Genomic DNA, 16732 nt, shown 5'->3' with positions numbered 1-16732 from the left:
GTCACCTTCCACCCTGGGGGCCGTCGCCCCCCGACGCCAACCGTGGTGCGGTCGCTCGGGCCGAGGGGCGACGGCGGCTCAGTAGCTCGTCGTCTGATCGTCGGTCGCGTCGGTGACGATAGCTACCCCGGCGCTGGTGCCGAGCAGCACCGCACCCGCCCGCAGCAGCGCGACCGCCTGATCGAACGACTTGATGGATCCGGACGCCTTGACCGTCACGCCCTGCGGGGCCCGTGCCACCAGGTAGGCGATGCTGTCCGGGTTGGCCACCTCCACGGCTCCGCTGCTGGCGTTCTTGAGCACCGCCGCACCGGCCTCCACGGCCAGGTCCACGGCGACGTCCCGTTCGGCCGGGGTGAGCAACGGCAGTTCGAGCATCACCTTGATCGGCACCCCGGCGGCGCGGACCACGCCCGCGATGTCGTCGCGGAACGCGTCGTACCGCCCGCTCTTCAGCCAGCCGATCTGAACCCCGATGTCGATCTGGGTGGCGCCGGCCCGTACCAGGCTCTCCGCCTCGGCGGCCTTGCCGGCGCTGGTGGTCACCCCGACGGAGGGAAAGTCCAGGGCTGAGGCGACCTCTATACCGGTGCCGCGTAGCACCTCGGCGACCTCCGGCACCCACGAGCCGGGGACCATCGCGGCGTTGAAGCCGTACCGGGCGGCCTCCTCCGCGTGGGCCACGATCCGGTCGCGGGTGACGCCGACCTCGATGAGAGTGTGTTGGATGTACGGGGCCAACGCGGCGGGGGCGACGGTGTCGGCCAGGATGGCAGTGCTCACGATCTTCTCCAATGTGGTACTCGTGGCGCGGGGCGCGCCGCTACATCCGGTCCCGGTAGTAGTCGGGCACGATGATTCCGGGCTCGTCGAACCAGCGCGGCACGTCCACGCCACAGATGAGGCCGACGTTGCCCCACGGGTTGAAGGCCCCGGTCCGGACGATCGCCTTGGCCTGTCCGGCCAGCTCACCGAGCATCTCGGCATGCTGACGGGTGCTCAGCGGCACGCCCGGGAAGCGTTGCCCCAGCCAGTCCGCGAGCGGCTTGTTGTGGGTGGTGACGTCCTCGGCGACGACCACGCCCTCCACGATGATCTCGTCGGCGATCAGGTCGAGCACGGTGGTGAGCGAGGGCAGGTCCTCGGCGATGGCCAGGTCGACGCGGTGGGCGGTACGCGGGATGGGAAAACCGGCGTCGACCACCAGCAGCAGGTCGGTGTGGCCGAGCGTGGCCAGCACCCCGGACAGTTCGGCGTTGAGTACGCCCGTACGTTTCATGTCGTCTCCTTCATGGTGTGCGCGCCGGTGGCCAGCGCCATGACCTTCTCCTCGGTGGCCTCGGCGGCGGGCAGGACGCCGACCACGCGGCCGGCGGCCATGACGGCGATCCGGTCGCTGACGGTCAGCAGTTCCGGCAGGTCGGACGAGGAGACGAGGATGGCGACACCGTCCTCGGCCAGCGTCCGGAAGAGCCGGTAGATCTCCGCCTTCGCGCCGACGTCGACGCCCCGGGTGGGCTCGTCCAGCAGCATCAGGCGGGGATCGATCGACAACCAGCGGGCCAGCAGTGCCTTCTGCTGGTTGCCGCCGGAGAGCTGGGTGATGCCCTGGGTCACGGTCGAGGTCTTGACCCGTAGCTCGCGGGAACGCGCCTGGGCGTCGTCGCGCAGGGCCCGCCGCCGCAGCAGACCGAACCGCTGGCGGCGGCGCAACGTCAGGGCGTTGACGTTGTCGGCCACACTCATCGTCGGCAGGATCCCCTGCTGGCGCCGCTCGCCGGGCAGGTACGCGACCTGCGCGGCGATGGCATCGCGAGGCGACCGGGCGGCGAACGGCTGTCCGTCCAGCGCCAGTTCGCCGTCGTCGACCGGGTCGGCACCGAAGACTCCCCGCAGCAACTCGACGCGGCCACTGTCGGGCAACCCGGCTACGCCCACCACTTCGCCGGGCGCGACATCCAGGTCGACTGCGGTGTAACCGGCACCGGAGACGCCGCGCAGGCGCAGCCGTGGCGCAGTCGCGGTGACGGGCGCTGCGGGCTCGTGCCGACCGAACTCTCCGGCGAGTTCGCGGCCCACCATCGCGGCCACCACCTGATCCGGAGTGACCTCGGCGGTCGGCCACTGCGCCACGTGCCGCCCGTCGCGCAGCACGTGGATGTGCTGCGACAGGGCGAACACCTCGGGCATCCGGTGCGAGACGTAGAGCATCGTCACGCCGTCGGCCCGCAGCGAAGCGATCACCTCGAACAGCCGCTCGGACTCGGCGGGGGAGAGGATCGAGGTCGGCTCGTCGAGGATGACCAGCCGTGCCTGCCGGGCGAGCGACCGGGCGACGACCACCAACTGCTGGGTGGCGGCGTCCAGCCGCCCCACGGTGCGGCGGGGGTCCACCCGTACGCCGAGACGCGCCAGCAGGGCGGCGGCCTGCTCGTCCATCCGGCGCGGGTTCGGGAAGAGCCGGGAGCCGGGCTCGACACCGAGCATGATGTTCTCGGCGACCGTCCGGTCCGGTGCGAGGGCGAGTTCCTGCGGCACCAGGGCCACCCGGTGCCGACTGAGCAGGGTGGCCGGATCGAACCGACGGACCTCGTCGCCGTCCACCCGCACCGTGCCGGTGGTGGGGCTGTCCAGCCCGGCCAGGATCTTCATCAGCGTCGACTTGCCGGCGCCGTTCTCGCCCATGACGGCGGTGAGGCTGCCGGCCGGCACGGCCAGGGAGACATCCTGGAGAGCGCGGACCGGACCGAAGTGCCGCGAAAGGCCGGTCACCTCGACGGCGGGGGTCGGCGGGGCGGCGATCGTGGCCGGGCTGGTCATGGCTCAGCCCTCCACCGGCACCGAGGCGACGTTCTCGGGGGTGACCACCAGCGCACCGGTGTCCACGTCGCTGATCTCGGTGCCGTTCTTCAGGTAATCGACGAGCAGCTTGACGGCCTGGTAGCCCTGCTCCGCCGGGCCCTGGCTGATGGTCAGGTCGACCACACCGGCCTTGAGGTACTCGACGGTCTGCGGCTGCACGTCGAAGCCCACCGAGTGGATCTTTCCGGCGTTGCCGGACTGCTCCAGCCACTTCGCCCCGGCGGTGAAGCTGCAGCAGTCGAGGGAGACCAGCGCGATGGCGTCCTTCTGCGCGGCCATCGTCGACTCGATCGTGTTGTACGCCGCGCTCGGCTCGTTACCGGTGTTCACCGGGCCGACGATCTCGATGCCGGAGCCCTTCAGCCCGGACTCGAAGCCGGAGAAGCGGTCGTTCGACCAACCGGCGCCGGAGTCGACGGAGACCACCACGACCTTGCCGGTCTCGCCGTCGAGCACGCCGAGCAGTTCCTTGGCCAGGGACTCACCGGAGGCGACCAGATCCTGGCCGACGAAGCCCATCTGCTTGGACTCCGGGTTGTTCGTGTTGAACGAGATGATCGGAATGCCCGCGTCGTACGCCTGGGCGATGACCGGCTTCAGCGCGTCGTTGCTGGCCGATGAGACCGCCAGACCGTGGATCTGCTTCTGGTTGATCAGAGTTTGCAGCTCGGCGACCTGGTCGGCGGCACTGCCACCGGTGGGTCCGATCATCTGCGCGTCGACGCCCAACTCCTTGGCGGCCCGCTCCATGCCCTCCCGGATCGGCACCGCGAAGGCCAGGGACGGGTCGTGGTAGCTGAGCCGGATCTTGAGCTGGTCGCCCTGCTCGACGGCTTCGGAGATGTAGTCGGCGAGCTGGAACTCGCCGCTGCCGGTGGAGTCGTCGTTGGCGGAGGTGACCGCGCCGCAGGCCGCGCTGGCCACGAGGGTCAGACCGAGGGTCGCGGCGACCGCGGCCCGGCGGGCAAGGGTGAGTCTCATCGGGGTGGCTCCTTTGGGGTGGGATCGGATGGTGCGTAGCGCGCCCGGCTGTCGGGCGGACGCCGGGTCAGCGTCGTCCGGAGCGTTTGCGCAGCCAGGTGTCGGCCGCCACGGCGAGGATGATCACCGCGCCGGTCGCGACGGTCTGCCAGAACGAGGAGATGCCGCGCAGGTTGAGGATGTTCTGCAGGACGCCGATGAACGCCACGCCGATGACGGTGCCGAGCATGGTGCCGGAGCCGCCGAACAGCGCCGCGCCACCGATGATCACGGCGGAGATGGCCACGAGTTCCATCCCGGTACCGGTGACGCCCTGCACGTAGGACAGGAAGGACAGGCCGAGCACGCCCGCGAGGCCGGCGAGGGTGCCCGAGATGGTGAAGGCGATGATCTTCACGCGGCCGGTGTTGATACCGCAGAGCCGGGCGGCTTCGGCGCTGCCACCGACCGCGTACGTGTTGAAGCCGTACCGGGAGCGGGACAGCACGATCGCGCCGAGCACGGCGACCAGCGCGAAGATGACCAGTTGCATGGGGAGGAGGCCGAACAGCTCGCCCTGACCGAGCAGGTTGAACTCGGCGACGTTCGGGTCGCTGCTGGACAGTGAGATCGGCGAACCGCCGCTGAGCAGCAGGGTGACTCCCCGGTACACGCTCAGGGTGCCGAGGGTGACGATGAAGGACGGGATTCCGAAGCCCACGGTCATCAGGCCGTTGAGCATGCCGGCGACCGCACCGGCGGCCACCCCGCCGAGGGCCGCGAGCGGCCACGCGATGTCCGAGGTCATCAGCAGGCCGGCGACGACGGCACCGAGCCCGTAGATCGAGCCGACGGAGAGGTCGATCTCCGCGTTGATGATGACGAAGGTGACCCCGATCGCCATGATGCCGATCTGGGCGATCTGCTGTCCGACGGTCAGGAAGTTGTCGGTGCCCAGGAAGCCCGGGGCGAGCGTGCTGCCCAAAGCGAACAGCACGACCAGGGCGAGGAACGTGCTCGCCTCGCGGGCGTGCAGGAACCGCCGTAGGGGCGACGGGCTGTGGGGGGCGGCGGACACTTCCGGCGGTGCCGCCTGCGCGGTCATCTGGGCCATCTCTCTCATCTCCTCAACAGGGCCGCGACATCGTCCGGGCCGGGCAGGGCGGGTATGACCTCGGCGATCCCGACGGCGTGGGTGCCGGCCGCGGCGGCGTACCGGACCGCCTCGATGAGGTCGTCACCCCGGGTCAGGGCGACAGCGAGCGCTGCGGTGAAGGCGTCGCCAGCACCTGTGGTGTCGACGACCCGCGGTGCGGTGACCGGCGCGACCCGGGTCTGGTGCCCGCCGGAGTCCACGAGGGCGCCGTCGGCACCGAGGGTCAGTACGACGGTGCCGGAGTAGCGGGCCCGCAATAGTTCGACGACGTCTCCGGCGCTGGCGACGTCGGTCGGGTCCAGGCCGGTGAGCACGCGTGCCTCGCTCGCGTTGGGGGTGAGCACGTCGATCCACTCCCACGCCTCATCGGGCAGTGCCACGGCCGGGGCCGGATTGAGCAGCGTGCGGACCCCGTGAGCGCGGGCGGTACGCAGCGCGGCGAGCGCGACCGGCAGCGGGATCTCCAGGCTGACGACGACCAGGTCGGCTTCGGCGATGCGGTCGGTGAAGCGGTCGACGTCGGCCGGGGTGAGCTCGTCGAGGGCGCCCGGCGCGATGGCGATCCGGTTCTCGCCCCCGTCGTCCACGAGGATGAAGCCGACCATGGTGGCCGCGTCGGTGGTGCGGACCGCGCTGGCGTCCACCCCCTCGTCGTGCCACAGGCGGCGTGCCGCGTCACCGAACTGGTCCCGACCGATCGCGGTCAGGAAGCTCACCTCGGCACCGAGGCGTGCCGCGGCCACGGCCTGATTCGACCCCTTGCCGCCGTGCCCGGAAGCGAAGCGGCCGCCGGAAAGGGTCTCGCCAGCGACCGGTGCCCGCGGCACCCGCATGGTGAGCCCGGCACCGTAACTGCCAACAACCGCAATCTTCATGCTCGCCTCTTGTCTATGGACAACCATGTACAACTTGCGGCGACGCTACGTCGGGCCACCACCAGGTGTCAACACCTGCGAGGCACTTGCGGGTAACGGATCCGAAACCCTGACCCTCGCCTGACCTGCGCCTAGGCCCAGTTCTGCCGATCATCACCGGGCTGCGGCGGGGCCGGGCGGCGACCTGCCGCGTGTCGGTTCGTCCCGGGTACGACGCCGGTTCCGACGCGCGGGCGGCGCGGGTGATCCGGACGGCGCGGCGCGTGGCGGGACGGCGCGGCGCGTGGCGGCGCGGCGGTTCCGGCGCGGATGACCTGAGGTCTGTCGATGGCCTCCGACTCGCCGGAGGGCCATCACACCCGAGCCCGTGGTGCCTGCGCGCCGTGGTGCCTGCGCGCCGTCGTCTTCCCGCGCCGTCGTGCCTGCGTGCCGTCGTGCCCGCGGGCGGAGGCACCAACTTCGGGGATGTCGCTGCCTGGCTGCGGCTTCAGGCAGCGACATCCCCGAAGTTGTCGCATTCGCGGTGCGGTGCGGTGGTGGGAACCGGGGGTGGAGACGGTGAAGGGCCGACCCCGGGTGGGGTCGGCCCTTCGTGGTTGTTTGGTTGGTCAGGAGGTGGCGCTGTAGCCGCGGGTGGCGATCCAGTCGGCCAGTGCGTCGATGCTCATCCGGTAGGAGGCCTGGGTGGGGTCGGCGGAGTCGGCGATGGTGACGGTGTCGCCGCCGTCGCGGTAGCCGACGACGCTGATGTAGTGGCCGCCTTCGAAGCTGTGGGTGGTGCCGTCGGTGTCGGTGGCGGTGCCGGCGATGTTGGCGACCACGGCGCGGCCGTCGTCGATGGTGGTGACGATGTCGTCGCGCAGCTTGTCGGTCTGCTTGTCGTCGGCCTTGGGGGTGGTGATCTCGACCGAGCGGTAGACGTCCTTGCCGGTCTCCTTGTTCAGGACGGGGGTGATGTCGTTGATGGAGTTGGTGCCGGCCTCGGTGGTGCGCATTTCCTTGGCCATGGTGTCGACGTCGATGTTCTTGCCCTGCACGCTCAGGGCGTTGCGGGCGGCGGCGGGGCCGCAGTAGTAGAAGTTGGGCTGGGCTTCGTAGCGGACGCCGAGTTCGCGTTCGCCGGCGGGCTTGCGGTCGGCCTGCACGGCGCTCGCCTGGACACCCGGGGTGGCGTGGGCGGCGACGGCGGGGCCGGCGATGCCTCCGGCGGTGGCGGCGGCAGCGGCGATGGTCAGGGCGGTCTTGCGCAGGATGGTGGTAGCCATGATTCGCACCTTTCGGTCGGGGGTGCGCGCGGCGGTGCCCGCGATGGGGGTGCGGGTGGGCCGTGCGGAAAGGGGAGAACGCTTGCTACGCGCTGGGTTCGGCGGGTCGGTGCCCGGGAGATGGTGTAACGCCGGGTCGACCGGGCTCATTTCGCAGGCTGGCGGCCCGGGGGATGTAACGCCCTTTTGGCCGGGGGTCATTCCGGGGGATTGCGGCCCGGGGGATGTAACGCCGGGTGGGCCGGGTGCATTCCGGGACCTCGCGGGGAGGCCGGCTGCCCTGGCGGTGTTCTGGGGGATGTAACGCCCGACGGTGGGGGGTCATTCCGACCCGCCGGGGGTGGCGCTCGGGGGGCGCTCGTGGTTACGCCATGTACAACCACCGGACCGGGCCCCCGATTCCGCCGGCCGGGTGGCCCCGGTCACTGCGGATTCGGACAATCGACGGCATCGCACCATCGAGGTGGCGGCGCGTCGGGAAGCCGAGGTCCCGCAGGGTGCGAGCTGCGCGGACGACCGGTGCGGAGGTCAGGGGCGGGTCAGCAGTCGGGCGCTGGCGACGCCGAGCCAGGCGATTCCGGCATACACCGCGATCCGCTCGAAAAGCCCACCCGGTGCGCCGGTGACCAGGCCGGCATGGTCGAGGGTGACGAGCGTGGCGCAGGTCAGGAAGGCGACCGGCACCAGCGCCGCGACGCCGCGTCCCAGCTCCCGCCAGCGGGCCGTCGCGCTGCCTGCGTCGAGATCCCGGCCCAGCCGCCAGGCGGCCACGGCCAGCGCGACGACGACGGCCAGTCCAGCGAGGTCGTGGAGCCCGCCGTGCCAGGTTTGCTGCCCGCTGACACCCGGTGGGTAGCCGAGGCCCGGGTCGATCGGAAATGCGGCGGCAGCCAGCAGGGCCAGCCCGGCCAGTGCGACCGGTCGCCAGGTTGCTCCACGCGGCGTCGCGATGACCGGTTTCGCCCGATCCCGCAGCCCGAGCGCGACGGCGACGATCAGCAGGCCGACGGCGACGAGCTTGACCGTGCCGAGCCAGCCCCGTTCACCCAACGACAGATGGCTGATCCAGTGTCGGGTGAGCTGGTAGCCGGGACGGGTCGCCCCGTCGGTCAGGTCCAGGCCGATCAGCAAGGCCGGCGCGAGGATGGCGGCGGTGGCAGCGCCACGGGTGATGGAGTCCTGCTTCGGCACCATGCGAACGATGTTCGCACGCTGCGAACGGTGTTCGCAAGATGGGCCCGGTGGTCTCGACTAGTCTGTGGCCGTCCCGCCGGGGTCGGTCGGCTACCGGAACGTGCGGAGGGAGCCGGATGATCGACAGCGGTGCGGGGTCCCCGGGCGGGCGGCGTCGTGCCGCCCGGTCGAAGCCCGCGCTGACCCGGCAGGCGATCGTCGCGGTGGCGCTCGACCTGGTCGACCGGGCCGGCGTGGACGCGGTGACCATGCGCAGCGTCGCCGACGCGCTCGGCACCGGGCCGGCCTCGATCTACCGGCACGTCAGCGGCAAGGACGAACTCCTCGAACTCGTGCTCGACCGGGTGTTGACGGAGGTCGTCGTGCCACCGCCCGACCCGGATGACTGGCGCGAGTCACTCGTCGCGCTGGCCCGCGAGGTGCGCCGGGTGCTGCTGGCGCACCACGACATCGCCGCGGTGGCCATGTCGGGTCCGCCGGTCGGCGACAGTTCGGCCCGCATCGCCGAAGCGCTGCTGGCGATCCTTCGCCCGGCCGGTTTTCCGGACGAGGTCTGTGCGTGGACGGTCGACCGGCTTTCGCTCTACGTGACCGCGGACGCCCTCGACACCGCCCGGCAGCGCGTCGCGGGTCAGGGCGGCCCGGAGGCGGCACGACGGCGCTGGGCACAGGTCGCGCAGTACTACCACGACCTGCCCGCCGACCGTTTCCCGCACACCGTCGCGCTGCGCGACGCACTGTTCGCCGCCGGACCGGTGGACCGCTTCACCCTCGGTCTGGAACTGATCCTGGACGGACTGGCGGCTCGTCGCGGCCGCTGACCGACGGCTGCTCGGCCTGATCGGCGCCGGGTGACGGGCTACGCGGGGCGGGCACCGGCGTCGCCGGCCAGGGCAGTTCGGCGGACCGGTGGTACGTGATGCCCGCGGTGGCCCAGCGGGGGCCGTGCCCCGCGAGTCGCCGCCGGAACGAGTCCCAGTCGTGCGTCGAGCGGGGGGACCAGCCAAGCTCGGCGATGGCGGGCAGCCGGGGAAACAGCATGTACTCGATTTCGGCGAGGGTGGTCACCGACTCGGTCCACAGCGGCGCCTCGACGCCGAGCACCGCCTCGGCCGGTACGTCCGCCAGGTGGGTGGCCGGGTCCCAGTCGTACGCCCGGCGTACGTCGATCAGCCCGGCCCAGTCGTGCCCGATCGGGGTGTTCGGGGCGTACTTCATGTCGAGGTACGCGTGGTTGCCGGGGGAGAGGACCAGTCGAGCGCCCCGGCGGACCGCCTCGGCGGTCACCGGATCCTCGCCGGTCGTGCCCCACCATTGCAGGATCCGCCCGTCGCGGTGGGGGGCCGGGGCGATCTGGTGCCAGCCGATCACGTCCCGGCCCAGGCCGGCAACGATGCGTTGCGTCCGGTCGACGAAGCCGGCGTACACCTCGGCGGGCACCTTGAACGCCTCGTCGCCGCCGATGTGCAGCCACCGGCCGGGGGTGAGCGCGGCGATCTCGCCGAGTACGTCGGCGACGAAGTCGTAGGTGCGCTCGCTGGCTGGATCGACGTAGCTGAAGCCGACCTCGGTGCCGGTGTACGGCGCCGGCGCGGCCCGGTCGGGGGCCAGCTCGCCGTACGCGGTCAACGCGGCGTTCGTGTGACCGGGCAGGTCGACCTCGGGGATCACGGTGATGTGCCGCTCGGCGGCGTACCCGACGATCCGTTGGTAGTCGGCCCGGGTGTAGTACCCGCCAGGGGCGTCACCGACCGCACCGGCCCCCCCGACGGTGGCGAGCCGGGGCCAGGAGTCGATCGCGATCCGCCAGCCCTGGTCGTCGGTGAGGTGCAGGTGCAGCCGGTTGAGCTTGTACCGGGCCAGGTGGTCGATCACCCGCAGCACGTCGGTGACGCCGAAGAAGTGCCGGGCCACGTCGAGCATCGCGCCCCGGTGCGGATAGCGGGGACGGTCGAGGATCGACCCGCCGGGCAGCACCCAGCGTTCGGTGACCGGGGTGGCGCTCTCGACGGCGGCCGGCAGCAGCTGCCGCAGCGTCTGCACCCCGTGGGCGAGACCGGCGGCGGTGCCGGCGGCGATGCGTACGCCGTCGGTGCTGATGTCGAGCCGGTAGCCCTCCGCGCCCAGGGCGATTTCGTCGGTCAGGACGAGGGCGATGCCGCCGGCCGGGACGGGCGCGGTGGTGTCGGTCACCGGCAGCGGGTATCCGGTGGCCGGGCGCAACAGCGCGGCGAGCTGCCGGGCGACGGCCACGGCGGCCGGGTCGGCGCTGACCCTGATCACCGCGTCGACGGCGAGCAGGTAGTCGGCCGCGGCGTCCGGCTCGACCCGTTCGGGTGCGGGCACCACGTCGCCGAGCCGGTTCGGTGCCGGCGGCCCGAGCAGCGTCGCGGCCTCGCGCTCCGCCGCCCGGGCCAACTCCTCGGCGGTGCGCCCGGCAGCCCGAGCCGCGTCGTCGGCACCCGCGGCGGTCTCGGCCGCCGCGTTCACCGGTACGGCGGTCTGCGCCTCGGCGTTCGTCCGCGCGGCGGTCTCGGCCTCGGCGTTCGTCCGGGCGGCGATCTGGGGCCCGGCGTTCGTCCGGGCGGCGATCCCGCCACCTGCGCTGGTCCGGTCCGCTGCGGCGGTCTCCCGCTGCGGGGCGGGCGCCGCCTCGGTGGTGACCTCGGCGGGGCGGGTGGGGTCGAGTGGTTCCGGTGCGGTGCTGGACGGGGTGGACACGAGAACTCCCGAGGGGGGTGTATTCGCGGCGGTTGTGGCAATGGTGCGAGGTGGTCACAGAGCGTGCCGTCTAGCGTACGGGGAGGCCGGCAATTGCGTGAATGTGCGCGTGGAACCGTTCCCAAAAACTGTCACGAACGCGAACAGTCGTGATTGCTGTGCCTATTGTCACCGAATGCTCCCGGGCCACGCGTTGTTCGCTTAGCCTTCGCCCACCGATCGGCACGACTCCCCGGATTACCAGCCAGTGGATCCGGGGTATCAGAAAACTGAACCTTCGTTAAGTGTCAATCCGGGCGCGTGGGAGGCTCTGGTGGCAGCGCAAGAGACGGTTGAGCACAAGTACGTCTACGACTTCGCCGAGGGCAACAAGGATCTCAAGGACCTCCTCGGCGGCAAGGGAGCGAACCTGGCCGAGATGACGAATCTCGGCCTGCCGGTGCCGCCCGGCTTCACCATCACCACCGAGGCATGCCAGGCGTACCTCGGCACCGGTACGGAACCGGCCGGACTCGCCGACCAGATCACCGCGCACCTGACGGCGCTGGAGCGCGAGATGGGCCGGCGGCTGGGCGACCCGGACGACCCGCTGCTGGTCTCGGTGCGCTCCGGGGCGAAGTTCTCGATGCCCGGAATGATGGAGACCGTGCTCAACGTCGGTCTCAACGACCGCAGCGTCGAGGGGCTGGCCCGGCAGGCCGGCGGCTCGACCGACCAGCCCGCTTCCGGTGGCTCGACCGATCAGGCCGCCTCCGGTGGCGCGGACCGGTTCGCCTGGGACTCCTACCGGCGGCTGATCCAGATGTTCGGCAAGACCGTCTGCGACGTGCCGGGCGAGGAGTTCGAGCACGCGCTCGACGAGGCCAAGCGCGCCAAGGGCACCGACCTGGACCTGGACCTGGACGCGGACGACCTGCGCGGGCTGGTCGACGCGTACAAGAAGATCTTCACCAAGCACACCGGACGGGAGTTCCCGCAGGAGCCGCGGGAGCAGCTGGACCTGGCGGTCCGCGCGGTGTTCGACTCGTGGAACGCCGAGCGGGCGGTGGTCTACCGCCGGCAGGAGCGCATTCCGGCCGACCTCGGCACCGCCGTCAACGTGGTGGCGATGGTCTTCGGCAACCTCGGTCCCGACTCCGGCACCGGCGTCGCCTTCACCCGCGACCCGGCCAGCGGCGCCCAGGGCATCTACGGCGACTACCTGGCCAACGCGCAGGGCGAGGACGTCGTCGCCGGCATCCGCAACACCGTGCCGTTGCAGGAACTGGAGCGGATCGACAAGGACTCCTACGACGAGCTGCTCGACTACATGGCCCGGCTGGAGCGGCACTACCGCGACCTGTGCGACATCGAGTTCACCATCGAGCGCGGCAAGCTGTGGATGCTCCAGACCCGGGTCGGCAAGCGCACCGCCGCCGCCGCGTTCGTCATCGCCGGCCAGCTGGTCGACGAGGGCCTGATCGACCTCGACGAGGCCCTGCACCGGGTCAACGGCGGGCAACTGGCCCAGTTGATGTTCCCGCGCTTCCAGCTCGACCACGACTTCCAGCCGGTCGCCACCGGGATCGGCGCGTCACCGGGCGCGGCGGTCGGCAAGGTGGTCTTCACCTCGGCCCGCGCGGTCGAGCTGGCCGCCGAGGGCGAGGCCGTCATCCTGGTCCGCCGGGAGACCAACCCCGACGACCTGAACGGCATGATCGCCGCCCGGGGCATCCTCACCTCGCGGGGTGGCAAGACCAGCCACGCCGCCGTGGTGGCCCGGGGGATGGGCAAGACCTGCGTCTCCGGCGCCGACGAACTGGACATCGACGTGCCGAAGCGGCGGTTCGTCGTGGCCGGGCGCACGGTCACCGAGGGCGACGTCGTCTCCATCGACGGCACCACCGGCAAGGTGTACCTGGGTGAGGTGCCGGTCAGCCCGTCGGAGGTGGTGCGCTACTTCGAGGGCGAACTCGACCCGGCGAGCACGGACGACGCCCTGGTCAAGGCGGTGCACCGGATCATGTCGCACGCCGACGCCAGCCGGCGCCTGGCGGTGCGTACCAATGCCGACACCGCCGCCGACGCGGCCCGGGCCCGGCGCTTCGGGGCCGAGGGCATCGGGCTGTGCCGCACCGAGCACATGTTCCTCGGCGACCGCCGCGAGCTGGTCGAACGACTGATTTTGGCCCGCGACCCGGCCGAGCGGGAGGAGGCGCTCGCCGCGTTGCTGCCGTTGCAGCGGGCCGATTTCGTGGAGATCCTCCGGGAGATGAACGGCCTGCCGGTCACCGTCCGGCTGATCGACCCGCCGCTGCACGAGTTCCTGCCGCCGCTGGAGCAGCTCGCCGTCAACGTGGCGGTCGCCCAGGAACGCGGCGAGGACGTCGCCAAGGAGGAGGCGCTGCTCGCGGCGGTACGCCGGATGCACGAGGAGAACCCGATGCTCGGGCTGCGCGGCGTACGCCTGGGCCTGGTCATCCCCGGCCTGTTCGCGATGCAGGTCCGGGCGATCACCGAGGCGGCCGTGGAGTGCACCCGCCAGGGCGTCCCCGCCTGCCCGGAGATCATGGTCCCGCTGGTCGGCGCGGTGCAGGAACTGGAGACGGTACGCGCCGAGGCCGAGCGGATCATCGCCGAGGTGGTCGGTGGCAGTGACGTCGACGTGCTGATCGGCACGATGATCGAGGTGCCTCGGGCGGCGTTGACCGCCGGGCAGATCGCCGAGGCGGCCGAGTTCTTCTCCTTCGGCACCAACGACCTGACCCAGATGGGTTGGGGTTTCTCCCGCGACGACGTGGAGGGGGCGTTCTTCTGGCGTTACCTGGAGCTGGGCATCTTCGGCATCTCACCGTTCGAGTCCATCGACGCCGACGGCATCGGCCGGCTGGTCCGCATCGCCGCCGAGGAGGGGCGGGCGGCCCGCCCGGGCCTCAAGCTCGGCGTCTGCGGAGAGCACGGCGGTGATCCCGACTCGGTGCACTTCTTCCACTCCGTCGGGTTGGACTACGTCTCCTGCTCGCCGTTCCGGGTGCCGGTGGCGCGGCTGGAGGCCGGCCGGGCCGCCATCGTCACCACCGGCTCCGACAGTCGCTGACCACACGGCTCGCCCCGCCCCGGGGCGAGCCCATACCCGCCGTGCCGCGATGCGTTGCACCGTGAGGCGAGCAACATCGGGGAGATTGCTGTGTCGAGCGACCGTGAGACAGCAATATCCCCGATGTTGCTGCACGGCGGCACGGCGGCACGGCGCACGGCGCACGGCGGCACGGTGCATGACGGGGCGGTGCGCCAGCGGCATCGAGCGGTCAGATCGGGGGGCGGCGCCAGGTGACGGACTGGGCGCGGCGGGGGCGCTGGTTCGGCAGCGTGGCCATCGGGGTGCGCGCCGCCAGCGGGGCGTGCGGATCCGCCTGGTGGGGCAGCAGTGTCGGCTGGCGGCAGGCGGCCAGGGCGGGACCGGTACGCCGGACCACCCCACGGGCCTCTTCGCGCAGCGCCGCCAGATCCGCTCCCGGTGCGGTGACCAGGGTCAGCAGGGCGTCCCGCCCGGCCGGGTAGGTGACCACGCAACCGGCCGCGGTGTGCACCACGGACTCGTGGAACTCGCCCTGCCGGACGGTGGCCGCCATCCGGTGCCCGAGGCCGAAGCTGGCCGCGGCCAGCGCCGCCAGGTGAGTGGCGTCGGTCGTGGGCAGGTCGCTGGAGATTAGCAGGCCGTCCGTGCCGGCGAGCACCGTGCCGGAGACCTCGGGACGGCGTCGGCGCAGCCCGCGCAGCTCGGTGCCCATCATCGTTTCCGCGTTCACGATCGTGTCTCTCCCACCGGTCGTGTCTCGCCGCAACAGGTGACGTTCCGCAGTGGCGACGCTACCCGTGGACGTCGATGAGTGCGATCCCGTCACCGATGGCAATCGGACGGCAACTCTCGTCTGATCGGAGGATGTGGACCCGCCGGGGGCAGGTCGTCGGCGCGCCGAACCGGGCCCCCGGGCGTAACCTGACTTCGCCCGTGGACCGTCGTTTCGCGAAGGGGTGGCCGGATGGGATCCCGTACCGAGTTGTCAGAGGCTGTCGGTGTCGCGGTGGCGGTGTCCGGATGACCGCCGTCTGGGAGAGCCTGACCGTCGACGCCCGTGATCCGGGTCGGCTGGCCCGCTGGTGGGCCGAGGCGCTCGGGTACCAGGTGGTCGAGGAGCGGCCGGACGAGGTGGAGATCCGGCAGAGCGCGGATCGGCTGCCGGGCATCGTCTTCGTACCCGTGACCGGGGCCAAGGCCGGCAAGAACCGGCTGCACCTCGACCTGCGGCCGACCGACCGGGAGGCCGAGGTGGAGCGGCTCGTCGACATGGGCGCCCGGCACGTCGACATCGGTCAGGACGGCGACGACTGGACGGTGCTGGCCGACCCGGAGGGCAACGAGTTCTGCGTGTTGCGGCAGCGTGGGGATTGACTGCCGCGTCCGGTGAGCCGGACGCGGCGCGTCGGGTCGCGGAGCCGGTCAAGGATCCGGAGCACGGCCGGTCCCCGTACGAGCGGGATCGGGCCCGAGTGCTGCACTCCGCGGCGTTCCGCCGGCTGGCCGCGAAGACCCAGGTGCACACGGCCGGCACCGACGACTTCCTGCGTACCCGGCTGACCCACTCGCTGGAGGTGGCCCAGATCGCCCGGGAGATGGGCGCCCGGCTGGGCTGTGATCCGGACGTGGTGGACACCGCCGGGCTGGCCCACGACCTCGGGCACCCGCCGTTCGGACACAACGGCGAGGGCGCGCTCGACGAACTGGCCGCCGACTGCGGTGGGTTCGAGGGCAACGCCCAGACGCTGCGGGTGCTGACCCGGTTGGAGGCGAAGGTGTACGCCCCGGACGGCACGTCCGCCGGGCTGAACCTGACCCGTGCCGCGCTGGACGCGGTGAGCAAGTACCCGTGGACCCGCCGACCCGGCCAACGCAAGTTCGGGGTGTACGCCGACGACCTGCCCGCCTTCGCCTGGCTGCGGCAGGGCTGCCCGAGCGGTGCGCGGCGGTGCCTGGAGGCGCAGGTGATGGACTGGGCCGACGACGTGGCGTACTCGGTGCACGACGTCGAGGACGGTATTCACGGCGGTTACCTCACGCTGGAGCCGTTGCTCGCCGACCCGGACGAGCGGGCCGCGCTCTGCGAAGACGTCGCCGCCGTCTACTCGACCGAGTCGCCCGACTACCTCGAGGAGACGCTGACCGGACTGCTCACCGACCCGGTGCTCGCCCCGTTGGCCGGCTACGACGGCAGCCACCGGGCCCAGGCCGCGCTCAAGGCCACCACCAGCGTGCTGACCGGTCGGTTCGTGGCGACCGCCGTGGCCGCCACCACCGAACGCTTCGGCCCGGGACCACACCGACGGTACGCGGCCGACCTGGTCGTACCCCGGCCGTTGCGGGCCCGGTGCGCGCTGCTCAAGGGCATCGCCCTGCGCTACGTGATGCGTCGGCCCGGTGCCCAGGGCCGCTACCGGCGGCAGCGGGAGATCATCGCCGAGCTGGTGGCAACCCTGACCGCGCGGGCACCGGAAGCGCTCGATCCGGTCTTCGCTCCGCTGTGGCGGGCGGCGGCCGACGACGAAGGTCGACGGCGGGTGGTGATCGACCAGGTGGCCTCACTGACCGATCCCGCCGCCGTGGCCTGGCACGACCGTCTGATCAGAAGCTGACATCGTGGCCCCGGGGCTGACCGGTGCGC

14 protein-coding genes are annotated in these 16732 nt (G+C 71.7%); 4 read left to right on the top strand and 10 right to left on the bottom strand.

The window, feature by feature from the left end; genetic code table 11:
- Window positions 1-78 precede the first annotated feature (78 nt).
- From deoC to O7597_RS03835, 8 genes are all read right to left on the bottom strand, one after another.
- Window positions 79-783 (bottom strand): deoxyribose-phosphate aldolase, encoded by a 705-nt coding sequence (gene deoC, locus O7597_RS03870; protein WP_269737762.1) that lies wholly within the window; start codon window positions 781-783, stop codon window positions 79-81.
- 40 nt (window positions 784-823) lie between these two features.
- Window positions 824-1279, bottom strand: coding sequence for a D-ribose pyranase (gene rbsD, locus O7597_RS03865; protein WP_269737761.1), 456 nt, complete (start codon window positions 1277-1279; stop codon window positions 824-826).
- On the bottom strand, window positions 1276-2820 hold the full coding sequence (locus tag O7597_RS03860; protein WP_269737760.1) for a sugar ABC transporter ATP-binding protein: 1545 nt from the start codon (window positions 2818-2820) through the stop codon (window positions 1276-1278). Before O7597_RS03860 ends, rbsD begins: the two co-directional genes overlap by 4 nt.
- A gap of 3 nt (window positions 2821-2823) precedes the next feature.
- Window positions 2824-3843: a substrate-binding domain-containing protein gene (locus tag O7597_RS03855; RefSeq protein WP_281582037.1), complete on the bottom strand. Its 1020-nt coding sequence runs from the start codon at window positions 3841-3843 to the stop codon at window positions 2824-2826.
- Between the two features lie 67 nt (window positions 3844-3910).
- On the bottom strand, window positions 3911-4936 hold the full coding sequence (locus tag O7597_RS03850; protein ID WP_269737758.1) for an ABC transporter permease: 1026 nt from the start codon (window positions 4934-4936) through the stop codon (window positions 3911-3913).
- Between the two features lie 5 nt (window positions 4937-4941).
- Window positions 4942-5853, bottom strand: coding sequence for a ribokinase (locus tag O7597_RS03845; protein ID WP_269737757.1), 912 nt, complete (start codon window positions 5851-5853; stop codon window positions 4942-4944).
- 608 nt (window positions 5854-6461) lie between these two features.
- Window positions 6462-7118, bottom strand: a complete 657-nt coding sequence (locus tag O7597_RS03840; protein WP_281582036.1) for a C39 family peptidase — start codon at window positions 7116-7118, stop codon at window positions 6462-6464.
- Window positions 7119-7646: 528 nt separating this feature from the next.
- Complete coding sequence (locus O7597_RS03835) at window positions 7647-8312, bottom strand: DUF998 domain-containing protein (RefSeq protein WP_269737755.1); 666 nt, start codon at window positions 8310-8312, stop codon at window positions 7647-7649.
- A 116-nt stretch (window positions 8313-8428) separates the two neighbouring features.
- Between O7597_RS03835 and O7597_RS03830 the strand changes: the two genes are divergently transcribed.
- Window positions 8429-9133, top strand: a complete 705-nt coding sequence (locus tag O7597_RS03830; RefSeq protein ID WP_269737754.1) for a TetR/AcrR family transcriptional regulator — start codon at window positions 8429-8431, stop codon at window positions 9131-9133.
- Here O7597_RS03830 and O7597_RS03825 read toward each other — a convergent pair.
- A complete protein-coding gene (locus O7597_RS03825; protein ID WP_281583180.1) occupies window positions 9078-10874 on the bottom strand; it encodes a beta-N-acetylhexosaminidase in 1797 nt (598 codons plus the stop codon). The genes O7597_RS03830 and O7597_RS03825 overlap by 56 nt on opposite strands.
- A gap of 472 nt (window positions 10875-11346) precedes the next feature.
- On the opposite strand from O7597_RS03825, the gene ppdK reads away from it, so the two are divergent.
- Window positions 11347-14109 (top strand): pyruvate, phosphate dikinase, encoded by a 2763-nt coding sequence (gene ppdK / locus O7597_RS03820; protein WP_281582035.1) that lies wholly within the window; start codon window positions 11347-11349, stop codon window positions 14107-14109.
- Between the two features lie 211 nt (window positions 14110-14320).
- Here ppdK and O7597_RS03815 read toward each other — a convergent pair whose 3' ends face one another.
- On the bottom strand, window positions 14321-14821 hold the full coding sequence (locus tag O7597_RS03815) for a roadblock/LC7 domain-containing protein (RefSeq protein ID WP_269737752.1): 501 nt from the start codon (window positions 14819-14821) through the stop codon (window positions 14321-14323).
- A 290-nt stretch (window positions 14822-15111) separates the two neighbouring features.
- Here O7597_RS03815 and O7597_RS03810 point away from each other — a divergent pair, with 290 nt between their 5' ends.
- Together O7597_RS03810 and O7597_RS03805 are read left to right on the top strand one after the other, a co-directional pair.
- Entirely contained in the window at window positions 15112-15465 is a 354-nt protein-coding gene (locus O7597_RS03810; protein ID WP_164449447.1) for a VOC family protein, read from the top strand.
- On the top strand, window positions 15462-16703 hold the full coding sequence (locus O7597_RS03805) for a deoxyguanosinetriphosphate triphosphohydrolase (protein WP_269737751.1): 1242 nt from the start codon (window positions 15462-15464) through the stop codon (window positions 16701-16703). Before O7597_RS03810 ends, O7597_RS03805 begins: the two co-directional genes overlap by 4 nt.
- Window positions 16704-16732: the final 29 nt, after the last annotated feature.

The sequence above is a fragment of the Verrucosispora sp. WMMC514 genome, from assembly GCF_027497295.1.
Taxonomy (GTDB): domain Bacteria; phylum Actinomycetota; class Actinomycetes; order Mycobacteriales; family Micromonosporaceae; genus Micromonospora; species Micromonospora palythoicola.
The sequence above is the reverse complement of the archived record's forward strand: the minus strand, read 5'-3'. Positions and strand labels throughout refer to the sequence as shown.

What these genes read in the sequence shown, in the direction of transcription:
- O7597_RS03835 (WP_269737755.1), bottom strand. Translation starts at nt 8,312, where the DNA reads ATGGTGCCGAAGCAGGACTCCATCACCCGTGGCGCTGCCACCGCCGCC.
- O7597_RS03840 (WP_281582036.1), bottom strand. Translation starts at nt 7,118, where the DNA reads ATGGCTACCACCATCCTGCGCAAGACCGCCCTGACCATCGCCGCTGCC.
- O7597_RS03855 (WP_281582037.1), bottom strand. Translation starts at nt 3,843, where the DNA reads ATGAGACTCACCCTTGCCCGCCGGGCCGCGGTCGCCGCGACCCTCGGT.
- O7597_RS03850 (WP_269737758.1), bottom strand. Translation starts at nt 4,936, where the DNA reads ATGGCCCAGATGACCGCGCAGGCGGCACCGCCGGAAGTGTCCGCCGCC.
- rbsD (WP_269737761.1), bottom strand. Translation starts at nt 1,279, where the DNA reads ATGAAACGTACGGGCGTACTCAACGCCGAACTGTCCGGGGTGCTGGCC.
- O7597_RS03845 (WP_269737757.1), bottom strand. Translation starts at nt 5,853, where the DNA reads ATGAAGATTGCGGTTGTTGGCAGTTACGGTGCCGGGCTCACCATGCGG.
- O7597_RS03830 (WP_269737754.1), top strand. Translation starts at nt 8,429, where the DNA reads ATGATCGACAGCGGTGCGGGGTCCCCGGGCGGGCGGCGTCGTGCCGCC.
- O7597_RS03810 (WP_164449447.1), top strand. Translation starts at nt 15,112, where the DNA reads ATGACCGCCGTCTGGGAGAGCCTGACCGTCGACGCCCGTGATCCGGGT.
- O7597_RS03860 (WP_269737760.1), bottom strand. Translation starts at nt 2,820, where the DNA reads ATGACCAGCCCGGCCACGATCGCCGCCCCGCCGACCCCCGCCGTCGAG.